Source organism: Pradoshia sp. Z4_20 (assembly GCF_058216035.1).
On the sequence record NZ_JBZAJD010000011.1, the window covers coordinates 1 to 13,388 of the forward strand.

20 protein-coding genes are annotated in these 13,388 nt (G+C 39.3%); 2 read left to right on the forward strand and 18 right to left on the reverse strand.

The window, feature by feature from the left end; translation table 11 throughout:
- Positions 1-270 precede the first annotated feature (270 nt).
- Complete coding sequence (locus AC4BHP_RS17110) at positions 271-513, reverse strand: hypothetical protein (protein WP_490553511.1); 243 nt, start codon at positions 511-513, stop codon at positions 271-273.
- Between the two features lie 144 nt (positions 514-657).
- Between AC4BHP_RS17110 and AC4BHP_RS17115 the strand changes: the two genes are divergently transcribed.
- Positions 658-1,470, forward strand: a complete 813-nt coding sequence (locus AC4BHP_RS17115) for a polysaccharide deacetylase family protein (protein ID WP_140462325.1) — start codon at positions 658-660, stop codon at positions 1,468-1,470.
- Between the two features lie 15 nt (positions 1,471-1,485).
- On the opposite strand, the gene AC4BHP_RS17120 is transcribed toward AC4BHP_RS17115, so the two are convergent.
- The gene (locus AC4BHP_RS17120; protein WP_066102880.1) at positions 1,486-2,127 is read right to left on the reverse strand and encodes a KinB-signaling pathway activation protein; all 642 of its coding nucleotides are present in this window, start codon (positions 2,125-2,127) and stop codon (positions 1,486-1,488) included.
- 139 nt (positions 2,128-2,266) lie between these two features.
- On the opposite strand from AC4BHP_RS17120, the gene gerD reads away from it, so the two are divergent.
- Complete coding sequence (gene gerD / locus AC4BHP_RS17125) at positions 2,267-2,857, forward strand: spore germination lipoprotein GerD (RefSeq protein ID WP_490553513.1); 591 nt, start codon at positions 2,267-2,269, stop codon at positions 2,855-2,857.
- Between the two features lie 32 nt (positions 2,858-2,889).
- Here gerD and AC4BHP_RS17130 read toward each other — a convergent pair whose 3' ends face one another.
- The 16 genes from AC4BHP_RS17130 to AC4BHP_RS17205 form a co-directional block, all read right to left on the reverse strand.
- Positions 2,890-3,939 (reverse strand): Mrp/NBP35 family ATP-binding protein, encoded by a 1,050-nt coding sequence (locus AC4BHP_RS17130; protein WP_066102886.1) that lies wholly within the window; start codon positions 3,937-3,939, stop codon positions 2,890-2,892.
- An 86-nt stretch (positions 3,940-4,025) separates the two neighbouring features.
- A complete protein-coding gene (gene cwlD, locus AC4BHP_RS17135; RefSeq protein ID WP_066102889.1) occupies positions 4,026-4,742 on the reverse strand; it encodes an N-acetylmuramoyl-L-alanine amidase CwlD in 717 nt (238 codons plus the stop codon).
- Between the two features lie 76 nt (positions 4,743-4,818).
- On the reverse strand, positions 4,819-5,259 hold the full coding sequence (locus tag AC4BHP_RS17140; RefSeq protein ID WP_066102892.1) for a DUF2521 family protein: 441 nt from the start codon (positions 5,257-5,259) through the stop codon (positions 4,819-4,821).
- A gap of 475 nt (positions 5,260-5,734) precedes the next feature.
- Positions 5,735-6,127, reverse strand: a complete 393-nt coding sequence (gene rpsI / locus AC4BHP_RS17145) for a 30S ribosomal protein S9 (protein WP_066102893.1) — start codon at positions 6,125-6,127, stop codon at positions 5,735-5,737.
- Between the two features lie 20 nt (positions 6,128-6,147).
- Positions 6,148-6,585 carry a 50S ribosomal protein L13 gene (rplM, locus tag AC4BHP_RS17150; RefSeq protein WP_066102895.1) on the reverse strand — a complete coding sequence of 146 codons (438 nt, stop codon included), beginning with the start codon at positions 6,583-6,585 and terminating at the stop codon, positions 6,148-6,150.
- A gap of 186 nt (positions 6,586-6,771) precedes the next feature.
- Entirely contained in the window at positions 6,772-7,512 is a 741-nt protein-coding gene (truA, locus tag AC4BHP_RS17155) for a tRNA pseudouridine(38-40) synthase TruA (protein WP_066102898.1), read from the reverse strand.
- 17 nt (positions 7,513-7,529) lie between these two features.
- The gene (locus tag AC4BHP_RS17160; RefSeq protein ID WP_490553517.1) at positions 7,530-8,327 is read right to left on the reverse strand and encodes an energy-coupling factor transporter transmembrane component T family protein; all 798 of its coding nucleotides are present in this window, start codon (positions 8,325-8,327) and stop codon (positions 7,530-7,532) included.
- Positions 8,324-9,190, reverse strand: coding sequence for an energy-coupling factor ABC transporter ATP-binding protein (locus AC4BHP_RS17165; protein ID WP_490553518.1), 867 nt, complete (start codon positions 9,188-9,190; stop codon positions 8,324-8,326). The genes AC4BHP_RS17160 and AC4BHP_RS17165 overlap by 4 nt, the downstream gene beginning before the upstream one ends.
- Complete coding sequence (locus AC4BHP_RS17170; protein WP_066102907.1) at positions 9,166-10,002, reverse strand: energy-coupling factor ABC transporter ATP-binding protein; 837 nt, start codon at positions 10,000-10,002, stop codon at positions 9,166-9,168. The genes AC4BHP_RS17165 and AC4BHP_RS17170 overlap by 25 nt, the downstream gene beginning before the upstream one ends.
- Before the next feature lie 371 nt (positions 10,003-10,373).
- The gene (rplQ, locus tag AC4BHP_RS17175; protein WP_066102910.1) at positions 10,374-10,736 is read right to left on the reverse strand and encodes a 50S ribosomal protein L17; all 363 of its coding nucleotides are present in this window, start codon (positions 10,734-10,736) and stop codon (positions 10,374-10,376) included.
- Positions 10,737-10,784: 48 nt separating this feature from the next.
- Positions 10,785-11,729, reverse strand: coding sequence for a DNA-directed RNA polymerase subunit alpha (locus AC4BHP_RS17180; RefSeq protein ID WP_066102914.1), 945 nt, complete (start codon positions 11,727-11,729; stop codon positions 10,785-10,787).
- A 182-nt stretch (positions 11,730-11,911) separates the two neighbouring features.
- Positions 11,912-12,301: a 30S ribosomal protein S11 gene (gene rpsK, locus AC4BHP_RS17185; RefSeq protein WP_049672521.1), complete on the reverse strand. Its 390-nt coding sequence runs from the start codon at positions 12,299-12,301 to the stop codon at positions 11,912-11,914.
- Positions 12,302-12,323: 22 nt separating this feature from the next.
- Entirely contained in the window at positions 12,324-12,689 is a 366-nt protein-coding gene (gene rpsM, locus AC4BHP_RS17190; RefSeq protein ID WP_066102920.1) for a 30S ribosomal protein S13, read from the reverse strand.
- Positions 12,690-12,711: 22 nt separating this feature from the next.
- On the reverse strand, positions 12,712-12,825 hold the full coding sequence (rpmJ, locus tag AC4BHP_RS17195; protein ID WP_017473641.1) for a 50S ribosomal protein L36: 114 nt from the start codon (positions 12,823-12,825) through the stop codon (positions 12,712-12,714).
- Between the two features lie 38 nt (positions 12,826-12,863).
- Complete coding sequence (gene infA / locus AC4BHP_RS17200; protein ID WP_040372572.1) at positions 12,864-13,082, reverse strand: translation initiation factor IF-1; 219 nt, start codon at positions 13,080-13,082, stop codon at positions 12,864-12,866.
- Positions 13,082-13,387 (reverse strand): KOW domain-containing RNA-binding protein, encoded by a 306-nt coding sequence (locus AC4BHP_RS17205; RefSeq protein WP_140462330.1) that lies wholly within the window; start codon positions 13,385-13,387, stop codon positions 13,082-13,084. Before AC4BHP_RS17205 ends, infA begins: the two co-directional genes overlap by 1 nt.
- Position 13,388: the final 1 nt, after the last annotated feature.

Sequence of the window (13,388 nt, forward strand, 5' to 3'; positions counted from 1 at the left end):
ATCAAACTCTCCGAAAGATGTTTGATCTAGCTAAATTTTAAAGCAAATTGACGAGATTTTAAAAATCTCTTGTTTTTTAGACTTGCTTGGCGTTTCGTTTTGTTTAGTTTTCAAAGAACAATCTGTGTTGCTTGTTTCAGCGACTTTTATATATTATCAAATTCGCTTTTTGTTGTCAACAACTTTTTTAAAAGTTTTTTTAGTCGATTTCTTTCGTTTCGACTTCGTTCGTGACAACGTATATAAATATATCAGCATTTAAATTCCAAGTCAACACTTTTTATCAAAATTATTTTCTGTTTTTATAGGTGTATTCAAATACCTTAAATACTCGCTTTTCGGAGCAATTCTAATTAGGAGTTTTAACAAAAGCTTATATCTTTCTTCAATTGCTCTTTGAACAATTGGATGATGGATTTTTATTCTTTCATCCGTACAAATTTCATCCATTTCTCTCTTAATTAAAAACTCTAATTCCATACCTTCTTTTTCCGTCAGTAAAACCCCCAGCACGATATCCCTCCTACCTAATGATCAACAGGGATATGTTACATCATTCCTTTAAATTTTATACAAGCTATTTTTTTAACTGTAATATTTGTCCCACCCAGCAAATACATTACATTAAAAGCTGATTAATTAGATGAGGTGAATTACATGCCCTTTTTTTATGTAACAAATGCACGCAGAGGAAAGCAGCTAATATTATTACTAATTATTACATTCTTCACAGCCCTATTTTTTTATGTGGAATTCCTCGCAGTCTCACCCTCTTTCTCAATCAATGGGAAACCCAAGATTATATACAAAGGAGAAAAAGGAGTAGCTTTGACCTTTAATATCGGCTGGGGCGATGAAAAGGCTGAGGATATTCTAAAAGCTTTAAAACAGGAAAAAATTCATGCTGCCACGTTTTTCTTAGCAGGCTCTTGGGTTGAACGGCATCCCCATATTGTTAAGATGATTAAAGAACAGGGCTACGAGATTGGCCTTCTAGGATATTCCTATATCGATTACACAGAGCTTGAAGAGCCTGGCATCCAAAATGATATATCTAAAGGGCTTGAAGCCTTCCGAAAAGCTGGAATCGAAAAGCCGCTCCTATTACGGACTCCTACTGGGGATGTAGATAGACGAGTATTAAAAATTGCCGAGAAGTCGAACCTTACAATGGTTCATTGGAGTGTCAATTCTATGGATTGGAAAAACCCAGGGACAAAGATTATTGCCCAGAATGTCGCTCAGGCCAAAAAAGGGGATATCATCTTACTTCACGCTTCTGATGCCGCCATACAAACCGCTAAAGCGATCCCCCTCATTAAAGAGGAATTGACTAATAAAAATCTGAAACTACTCTCTGTCTCTGAAATGATATCCAACTCTAAATCAACCAGCCACGAAATTAGCAGGATACCCTATATGGTAAACAGTAGTCATTTAATGATTAGGGAGACTCTTCAATTAAACTAAAAAAGCCGCACTCCTTTACGAGTGTGCGGCTTTTTGCTGCGTGCGTTTCATACGTTCCTTCGCAGCTTCTTTTGATTTCTCATGGTATTTTGGCAAAATCAACAGCTGATAAGTGTTACAGATAAGCAAAGGGATTAACATGAAATACATATAACTTTCATCATTTACCCTAAGCACCGGGAACCATTCTATTACTGTTACTACAACCATAAAAAACAAGGTAGGTATAAAGGCACTTTTATTTGTTTGTTTAACTTTCAGCACACCTACTATTAACGCTACTACTAAAATTAAGATAGGGTACCATATATATGAAAAGGCACCTTCTGTTTTATTTCCAAAAAACACAAACCGTAAATAAGCTAGGTCAACTAATACAAATACAGTAAGCACCAATTGAATGGCATGCCAGACAAAAACAGATCTAAACATTTCCATTCCTAGTCTATGAACGGTTAAATACGCAAAAAAACACATCTGGCTAATAACACTGAATATTAACCCAACTCCAGCCATCCACAAAAAGCCAACTAGTAATTCAACTGGTGTCTTAAGTGAAAACTCATTCCATTTTGCAAATAAACCAACGACCCCCGCTGTAACACCACCTATCAGCAAGGTATTCATAAATAGCTTCACCCAATATCGACTGCTCATTTTTCCCCACCCTCTATGTATGTTCTACTAAATTGTACCAACCGTTGTCATGAAAATCTATTAATTCATTTAAACACGTATATTTTTTTATTCTCGATTCATATTATCAATGTAGATTTATTAGAGGAGGATTCAATAGATGACTACTATATTCAAGTGTGCTCTTGGTCTTATCTTATGCCTGTTCACTTTAACCAGCTGCAGTGAAACGAATACAGAATCAAGCGAAGAAAACTATAGTGAAACTAAAAAAATCATTGTAGATGTCTTAAAATCAGATGAAGGAAAGAAAGCAATAGAGGATATCCTTCAAGATGAATCAGTTAAAACCGAATTAATTATGAATCAGGAGGATATTTCAAATACCATTGAGACAGTATTAACTTCTGACAAAGAAAAAAAGTTCTGGGAGAATGCATTCAAGGATCCGAAGTTTGTAAAATCTCTTGCAAATGGACTGGAATCCTCTCATAAACAGATTCTTAAAGATTTAATGACTGATCCGGAATATATGGCATTATTAACAAATGTCCTAAAGGATTCGGATATGAGAAAAGAATTCACAGAAATTATGCAAGGTAAGGACTATCGCAAAGAGCTTCAATCCGTCTTAACAGAGGTCATTGATAGCCCGCTCTATAAGGCAAAGATAGAAGACATCCTACTAAAAGCGGCTGATGAAAAATCTAAAGAGAATAGTTCAAACAATAAGAAAGAAATTCAAACATAAATAAAACGCCTCCATTCAACGGAGGCGTTTACTCATTTATTAACCATTTCAGTTACTTTCTCAGCTATATCTGTAAACATCCTTCCGGTCGGGTGATCTTCTGCGTAGATTGATGGCGCAAACTCCTCATCATTCCAATCAGGCTGTCCAAGAGGAAGTTTGCCTAATAATTCTGTATTAAGCTCTTCCGCTAGCTTTTCTCCGCCACCTTTACCGAAGACGTATTCTCTTTCGCCGGTTGTTTTACTCTCAAAGTAAGACATGTTTTCAACAACACCAATTACCTCATGCTCTGTGCGAATTGCCATAGCACCCGCTCTAGCAGCAACAAACGCAGCTGTAGGGTGCGGAGTGGTAACGATGATTTCTTTACAGGTTGGCAGCATGGAATGAACATCCAAGGCTACATCTCCAGTTCCAGGAGGAAGGTCAAGCAACAAATAATCCAAATCTCCCCACTCTACTTCCTGGAAAAAGTTATTCAGCATCTTTCCAAGCATCGGACCTCTCCATATAATTGGTGCATTATCCTCAACGAACATCCCCATAGAGATCACTTTTACACCGAAACGATCAACTGGGTATATACGTTCCTCTTTAACAGTTGGACGCTTATCAATCCCCATCATATCCGGAACACTAAAACCATAAATATCAGCATCCACCAGGCCAACCTTTTTACCAAGGCGCGCCAAAGCCACTGCCAGATTTACAGAGACTGTAGATTTGCCGACTCCCCCTTTTCCACTCGCAATTGCAATAAAGGTAGTGTCACTATCGAGTAATCCTTTTTCTTCTTTCGGCAAAGACTCACGGAATTTAGCCAAGGCATCCTCTGGCAAGTCAGCAAAACGAATGCCAACTGTATCCGCCCCAGCCTCCTTTAATGTATTTACAACCATTTGTTGGATTTGCAGCTGTTCAGCCGTACCTGTTTTAGCAATGGCAATTTTCACGCTCACATGCCGCTTTTCCTCTTTAATCTTTATCTCTATAATACCGTTTGTTTCTTTAAGGGTTTTATTTAAAAATGGATCTTTTAATTCTTCAAGTAATTCCCGTACCTTTGCTTCTGTAAGCACGAACGACACCTACCTTGTATGTATTTGTAACCGCTATTAGTATAACATATTCAATAGGTATCATTTGCTAAATTGATTCTGTATTTTCAATCTTCTTCATGTTCCTTTAAAAAATATCTAATCACTCCCGTATAGATTGAGAGTGCGATATCATCCTGGTACACTTTGTTTTGTAAATTGCGTCTTTCTTCATCATTTGAAAGAAAGCCTACTTCTACCAGAACTCCCGGTTTATTCGCATGCTTGACTAAATATACACTTTCCATTGGTTTGGCATGCCTTTTCGTATTTTTTAAATTACGAATAAACTCCGCTTGGACCAATTTAGCTGCTTGCTTATTTTCAGAAAACTTAGGCGAATAAAATGTTTGGGCTCCTTTCGAATTTACCTGTGGAAAGGCATTGGCATGCACGCTAATATACAAATCCGCCTCAGAATTGTTTATAAATTTAGTTCGTGTAATTAAATCCGTCCGCTTCCTTTCCCGTATACTCCTGGAGTCAGAACCAGCAAGATCTACATCTTTTTCTCTTGTCATTAAAACAAGGGCACCTTGTTCCTGCAGGTAATCCCTTAGTCTTAACGAAATTGGCAATGTTACATTTTTCTCGATTACACCATTAAAGGTCGCCCCGCCATCTATCCCTCCATGTCCCGGGTCAATGACAATAACTTTTCCAGCCAAGGGCAGATTCCACTGCTGAAATGATACACGCTGGTTCATCCTGTATGACATCATTAAAAACAGAAGAACTACCCCAACCACAAAACAGGTCGTGAGAACCTTCTTATGAACATTCATATCTTATCCCCTTTACCCCATAATCCACTATTACTATATCTTATGGGACAAGGAGTTTAGATAGAACAAGCTAGATCTATTTCATCCTCATTTTATAGCGATTAATTCCTTTTGCGTATCCTTCCATCCACCATGCCGTTACATATTCATCCGTCAAACCGCGCAATGTTTCTTGTATAAAGGGAGAGCCATTTTCCTCCGATTGATAAAGGTAGTAAAACAATTGCTGTGAGAGCATATCAATTTCTTTTTTTGCTCTCTCTTTTATCCGCTCTGGCGACTCTCCATACCGATTAAACTTACTATAATATCCACCTAGAAGGAATCCCTCCACTGCAATATCATAGCAATGCTCTTCAGCAGGCTCAATCGAGTATCCCGGAAAGCATTTTAACCCTTTAGCAAGATGGCGATATTGCCTCCCTAAAAGTTCAAGCGAAAAATCCTTCAGTATCTCACGCTCATATTTCAACCGCTTTTCTTTACGAAAAGCAGCAAGATTTACAACTGTATTCATTAAACCACCTCTAAATCAAAATATAATCATCAATAGAACTTAGTTAAGATATACTCTATTGTTTGATGGATGGCATAGACTCATGCCATGGGATAAATGGGAAATGTAAGGAGAAGTTATAAAATATCGTATATAAGGAGGTGTTAATCGGATCGATATGTGATATCAGGGTCTCTTTTCGAGCCACTTTGTTTAGAATATACTCGTCTTCTTATTTAATTCTGCCAAATATCTAATGAATCCAGCCACTTTCTATTTGATCCGGCCAAACGGATTATTAATCCAGCCGAATTAGCTCATAATCCAGCCAATCCATCCCGAATATTAATCATACGTAACCGAGCTAATCTGGATCACTCCAGCCAAACCAAACTTCGCTTACACAACTAAGCCGTCTGTTGGTCAATATGTCCAAACATAACAAAAAAAGACCCCCAGACAAATGTCTGAGAGTCTTTTGAACGCAATTGTAATATTAACGTTTTGAGAACTGAGGTGCACGACGCGCGCCTTTAAGACCGTATTTTTTACGCTCTTTCATACGTGGGTCACGAGTTAACAATCCTGCACGTTTTAGTCCTGGACGGTATTCTGGATCTACTTCAAGTAATGCACGAGCGATACCGTGACGGATAGCGCCTGCTTGACCTGTGTAGCCTCCACCTTTAACGTTTACTAAAATGTCATAGCTGTTTGTTGTTTCAGTAACAACTAGAGGTTGTCTTACTACTTCACGAAGTGCTGCGAATGGAATGTAGTCATCGATTTGACGATCATTGATAATGATGCGGCCTTCACCTGGAATCAAACGCACACGAGCAACGGAGCTCTTACGTCGACCAGTACCGTAATATTGTACTTGTGCCAATGTTATATCCTCCTTTAATATTAACCGCGAAGCTCAAGAACTTCAGGTTTTTGTGCTTGATGTGGATGCTCAGCTCCAGCATATACGTTTAATTTTTTACCCATTTGACGACCAAGAGATCCTTTTGGAAGCATACCTTTGATAGCTTGCTCCAACATTTTCTCTGGGTAGTTAGTTCTCATTTCAAGAGCAGTTCTTGTTTTCAAACCACCTGGGTGCATGGAGTGACGGTAGTAAATTTTATCAGTTAATTTCTTACCAGTCAGTTCGATTTTAGATGCATTGATAATAATCACATGGTCACCAGTGTCAACATGTGGAGTATAAGTTGGTTTGTGTTTACCTCTAAGAATTGAGGCTACTTGTGATGCTAGACGACCTAAAGTTTGACCTTCGGCATCTACAACGTACCATTTACGTTCTACATCACTAGCTTTCGCCATATACGTCGTACGCATTGATTTACCCTCCTAAAAATAGTTCATTGTTTCATTTTTTTGATAAAATTTGTGGCTCTATCTAAACACGAAATAGTTTCCGGGGCTATTCTCGTGGTTTTAACATACCAAAGGATATGATATACCGTTTTTCGGCCATTGTCAAGAAAATGTTACACCTGGATTAGTTGTCATGGAATTTAGATTTTATTTATAATCTACTTTCCATAAATATAGCCCGTGTCCTGGTGCGGTTCTCCCCGCTTTCGTGCGATCTTGGGCAGCTATGATATCCTTCATATCCTCCGGACGACGTTTACCAATTCCAACGTCCAATAAAGTACCTACCATAATCCGTACCATATTATACAGAAAGCCATCTCCAACAAAACGTATGACCAATTGTTGATCATCTTTAAGAAAATTAATTGACTTGACCGTTCTTACTTTATCCACCACTTCTGTTTTAGCGGAGCAAAAACTGGTAAAATCGTGGGTCCCGGTTAAATACTCTGTCGCTCTCTCCATCATAGCTAAATCGAGTTTATAAGGATAGTGATAGGCATAATTTCGTATAAAGGGATCTTTTACTTCAGCCAACGAAATACTATAACGGTATTCTTTACCAACCGCATTAAACCTGGCATGAAATTCAGGATCTGCCTTCTCGATATCTACGATGGCTATATCTGCAGGCAGCATAGTTCCCAGTGCTTTTTTCCATCTTTCCGCAGGCAGCTCAAGTGGAGAGTCAAAATGAATGACTTGCCCTTTGGCATGAACACCGGCATCTGTACGCCCTGAAGCAGCCACCTTGACCTCTCTTCCCTTATGCATGGTCATTAGGACCTTTTCCAATTCCAATTGAACCGTACGCTTGTCAGGCTGAATTTGGTAGCCGGCAAAATTTGTCCCATCATAAGCTATTGTACATTTGTAACGTATCATTCCAGTACTCTCCCTATTTAGTTTCTAGTGAGGATAAGAGCGATTGATAAGAGGATGAGAGAGATGATTAAGATCATGTCAGGAAATTCCCACTTAAGAGCACGATATTTGGTCCTGCCTTCTCCGCCCCTGTATCCCCTTGCTTCCATCGCTGTAGCCAGCTCCTCAGCACGTTTAAAAGAACCTACAAATAATGGAACAAGGAGCGGGACGACTGCACTCAATCTTTCCTTCAGCGGGCCCGATGAAAAATCGACGCCTCTTGAGGTTTGTGCCTTCATAATTTTATCCGTCTCTTCAATCAACGTTGGAATAAAGCGTAATGAGATAGAAATCATTAATGCAAGCTCATGAACCGGGAATTTAATTTTCCTTAAAGGGTTCAATAGATATTCCATTCCATCCGTTATCTCAATCGGCGTTGTCGTAAGCGTCAGGATAGAAGTAACTAAGATTAATAATGTAAAACGCAAGGATATAAAGATCCCCATCTTAATTCCTTCATCATAAATATCAATACCGGCGAGCGAGAAGACAACCTCTCCTCTTTTTGTGAAAAACAGTTGTATAAGCAATGTTAGAATGATTAAAAAGATTACCGGCTTTAATCCCTGTAATAGGAATAGCGGTTTAATTTTTGTTAATCCTAGCAATACTAAGGTAAAAGTAATTAAAATGGCGTACGATATCCAGTTATTAGCCAGGAATACGATGCATACATAGAAAAAGACTAATAATAATTTTACCCTTGGGTCCATTCTGTGGACAACTGAATCAGTTGGAACATAGCGCCCCATTATAAATTTATCCATCATTGTTGTCCACCTCCCAGGAGATTTGATATCTCGCTAATCAAATCATCCAATGACAGATGCTTCTTGGAGAGGACTAAACCGCTCTTTTGTTCAAATTCCATCTGGAATCGAATGGTATCAGGCACTGCCAGTCCTAAATCCATTAACACCTCTGGATCAGAGAATACTTCATTTGGAGAGGCTTTTTTGACAATCGTTCCTCTATGCATGATAATCAGTTCGTCTGCGTATCTTGCTGCATCTTCCATGCTATGTGTAACCAATATGGTTGTAAGAGCCTTTTCCTTATGAAGGGCATGAAACATATCCATAATTTCTTTTCGCCCTCTTGGATCCAACCCGGCTGTAGGTTCATCCAGAACAATAACTTCCGGTTCCATGGCCAGTACTCCTGCTATAGCTACTCTTCGCATTTGACCGCCGGATAAATCGAATGGAGAAGACTCCATAATCGAATCGTCCAGACCCACTAATTTGATCGCTGCATACGCACGTTTTTTGGCATCTTCCTCACTCACACCAAAATTCATGGGTCCAAAGCAGATATCTTTTAATACGGTTTCCTCAAAAAGCTGGTGTTCAGGGAACTGAAAGACAATTCCTACTTTTTGACGGATGGCTTTCAAATTCTTTTCTTTCTTATCTGCGGAGATAACTCTTTCTCCAATGGTGACTTTCCCTTTTGTTGGCTTTAACAAGGCATTTAAATGCTGTAAGAGAGTAGATTTGCCTGAGCCAGTATGACCAATTACACCTATAAAAGAATTAGTTGGAAAACGAACATTAATATCATATAAAGCGCGATGCTCAAATGGCGTCCCCAGTTGATAGGTATGCTCTACTTCTTCAAGTGATATTTGCATAGTTCATTCACCAGCCCTTCTTCGGTGATTTGATCAGAAACCTGGATACCATTTTCTCTTAATGATTTAGAAAGTTTTATAGAAAACGGGATATCAAGTCCTAATTTCACAAGTTCTTCCTCTAACTTAAATATCTCAGCCGGACTGCCTTCCGCAAATATTTTCCCCTGATTCAATACAATCATCCGGTCAGCTCGGGCAGCTTCCTCCAAGTCATGAGTGATCGATATTACTGTCAATTGTTTGTCTTCCTTCAATTCTCTAATAATGCCAAGTACTTCTGATCTACCCAAAGGATCAAGCATGGAGGTGGCTTCATCCAGAATAATAATAGATGGGCGCAAGGCCAGTACACCTGCTATTGCAACACGTTGCTTTTGTCCACCTGATAAATGGTGCGGCTCTTGATCGAGAAACTCATCCATGCGAACTTTCCTTAATGCATCCTGGACACGGTTTATCATATCCTCTCTCTCAATGCCGGCGTTTTCTAAACCAAAAGCCACATCATCCTGCACAGTTGTACCTACAAACTGATTATCAGGATTTTGAAAGACCATTCCAATATGCTGTCGGATATCCCAAACAGTGCCTTCGCTCATGACCATATCATTGACCATGATCGTTCCTTCATTAGCAAAATAGAGCCCTATTAATAGCTTGGCCAATGTTGATTTGCCGGAACCATTATGCCCAACAATAGCGAGCCATTCACCTTCCTGGACTTTAAACGATACATTATCCAGAGCTTTATTCGTCTTCGCTTCATATTGAAAGGATATATTACTAACTTCAGCCAACGGTTTACTCATAGCTTCCTCCCTGTGCTGCTCTATTCTCTGCTTAGCTCAACTATTTTTGGATATAAAAAAACGCTGCACCCCTTCCGGATTATCCCAATGGATTTCCTGAATTAAGAGCAGCATTCACTTATCTTAATGTCAGACAACGTACGTTTTGTCTGTACAAGGGGTGCGAGAGCTAGACAAACATCAATTGGATCGTCACCCAATTCATGCCTATCGTAACGCTCTATCGTTTTTTGGATTATTCAGTAAAATAAGAGTAAAGCACATGCGTAAACGCATGATGCTTTAGTTAGCTTATACCAGAATCATTGGATTAAGGTATTTAATATAGGATATGGGTGTCAGATACTCTGTCCACCCCTACCCTTACATCATTAAACTAACTCGATAATTACCATTGGTGCTGCGTCTCCACGACGTGGACCAATTTTCATGATTCTAGTGTATCCACCTTGACGCTCTTCGTAACGAGGCGCGATATCAGCAAATAATTTTTGAACTGCATCTTGCCCAGTTTCAGCGTTTGCTACTTCGTGACGGATGTATGCAGCAGCTTGACGGCGTGCATGTAAATCTCCGCGTTTACCTAAAGTAATCATTTTTTCGACTACGGAACGTAATTCTTTCGCACGAGTTTCAGTCGTTTCGATACGCTCGTTGATAATTAAATCAGTAGCCAAATCGCGAAGCATTGCTTTACGCTGTGCGCTTGTACGTCCTAACTTTCTGTATGCCATGAAAGTTTCCCTCCTTTGTTGAAATAACTGATTCTATCTATTCATTCATTAATCGTCTTTACGTAGGGAAAGACCTAGTTCTTCTAGCTTAGCTTTCACTTCTTCAAGTGATTTACGGCCAAGATTACGAACTTTCATCATATCTTCTTCAGTCTTATTAGCAAGCTCTTGTACTGTATTAATACCAGCACGCTTTAAACAGTTGTAAGAACGAACAGAAAGATCAAGCTCTTCAATTGTCATTTCCAAAACTTTTTCTTTTTGGTCTTCTTCTTTTTCAACCATAATTTCAGCATTTTGAGCTTCGTCTGTTAAACCAACAAAGATATTCAGATGTTCTGTTACAATCTTCGCACCTAAAGCTATAGCTTCTTTTGGACCAGTGCTTCCATCAGTCCATACATCGATTGTAAGTTTATCATAGTTTGTCAGTTGACCTACACGAGTGTTTTCAACTTGATATGTCATCCGAGATACTGGTGTGTAAATGGAATCAATAGGGATTACACCGATTGGTTGATCATCACGTTTGTTTTGATCAGCTGGCGTGTAGCCTCTTCCTCTTCTAGCTACCAAGCGCATACGCAAGTGAGCTTTTTTAGAAAGGTGAGCTATCAGTAAATCCGGGTTTAGGATTTCCACATCGCTATCATGTGTAATATCTGCAGCCGTTACTGCCCCTTCCCCCTGAACATCAATTTCAAGAGTCTTTTCTTCATCAGAATAAATCTTTAATGCGAGTTTCTTAATATTTAGGATAATAGCAGTTACATCTTCTTCTACACCCTCAATAGTAGAGAACTCATGGAGCACACCATCTATTTGAATAGATGTAACGGCAGCACCAGGCAATGAGGATAGTAGGATACGACGTAAGGAGTTACCCAAAGTTGTTCCATATCCACGCTCAAGTGGTTCAACGATGAACTTACCATATTTTCCGTCTTCGCTGATTTGAACCGTTTCAATTTTTGGTTTTTCTATCTCGATCATTCAACAATACCCTCCTTCGTAACGTCGAAACCCCGGCTAGAAGAAGGTAGTGGTTTGCATCTAACCGAAATTCCCCAATATATACTCCCAATGTGCGCAACATATTTGTGATTTCCTTGAGAAAAGAAAAATCACTATATTACCCCATTATAGACAGGGAAATAAATTCTATTCAAACAATATTATACACGACGGCGTTTAGGCGGGCGGCAACCATTATGAGGTACTGGAGTTACGTCTTTAATTGCAGTAACTTCAAGACCAGCTGCTTGTAATGCACGAATAGCTGCTTCACGACCAGATCCTGGGCCTTTAACAGTAACTTCTAAAGTTTTCATACCATGTTCCATAGAAGTTTTAGCTGCAGTTTCTGCTGCCATTTGCGCTGCAAATGGTGTAGATTTACGGGAACCTCTGAAACCAAGTGCACCAGCACTTGACCAAGAAATAGCATTTCCGTGTGCATCAGTAATTGTAACAATTGTGTTGTTGAAAGTAGAACGAATGTGAGCAATACCTGACTCTACATTCTTTTTCACGCGGCGTTTGCGTGTGTTCGTTTTGCGTGCCATATCGACAAAACCTCCTTACTTATTATTTTTTCTTGTTAGCAACAGTTTTACGTGGGCCTTTACGAGTACGTGCGTTGTTTTTAGTGTTTTGTCCACGAACAGGAAGTCCTCTTCTGTGGCGTAATCCACGGTAGCAACCGATTTCCATTAAACGTTTGATGTTTAAGGAAACTTCACGTCGAAGGTCACCTTCTACTTTGTATCCATCGATAATATCACGGATTTTGTTCAATTCATCTTCAGTAAGATCGCGTACGCGAGTATCTTGAGAAACTCCAGCTTCTGCAAGTACTTTTTCAGCAGTTGGTCTACCAATACCGAAAATATAAGTTAAAGAAATAACAACTCGTTTTTCACGAGGAATATCTACACCTGCAATACGTGCCATTTATGTGCACCTCCTTCAAATATTACCCTTGTTTTTGCTTATGTTTTGGGTTTTCACAAATAACCATTACTTTACCGTTTCTACGGATAACTTTACATTTTTCGCAGATTGGTTTTACTGATGGTCTGACTTTCATTGTTTTCCCTCCTTATAAAATGCGGAGTGCAACCGAGATTATTTAAAACGATACGTAATTCTTCCGCGGGTCAAGTCATAAGGAGATAGCTCTACCGTCACTTTATCACCTGGCAGAATACGAATGAAATGCATTCTGATTTTGCCTGATACATGGGCAAGGACAGTATGGCCATTCTCTAATTCAACTTTAAACATAGCGTTTGGTAAAGTCTCAGTAACTGTACCCTCAACTTCAATAACATCATCTTTTGCCATTACAGTTCTTCTCCCTTCTTCTCTTGGCTTTTCATAAAATAAGTCAAAGCGAAACGGAGCTTTCCGTTCGTTACGCGACCTGTTTCCCCTAAACTGCTCTCCACTTCCTGAGACCAGTCTTCGTACAAATGAAGATGAAGTATGTTTTTACGCTTGGCAGAATCAAACTTACGCTTGTCTCCGTCAGCAATACAAACAAACTTTTCATCTATAATTTTTACAATTATGGCATATTGATCGGTATCCCTGCCTTGAGTGACCCGAACAAATTGTCCCAACCGGGGAGATCTATCCTTTTGGACCAAT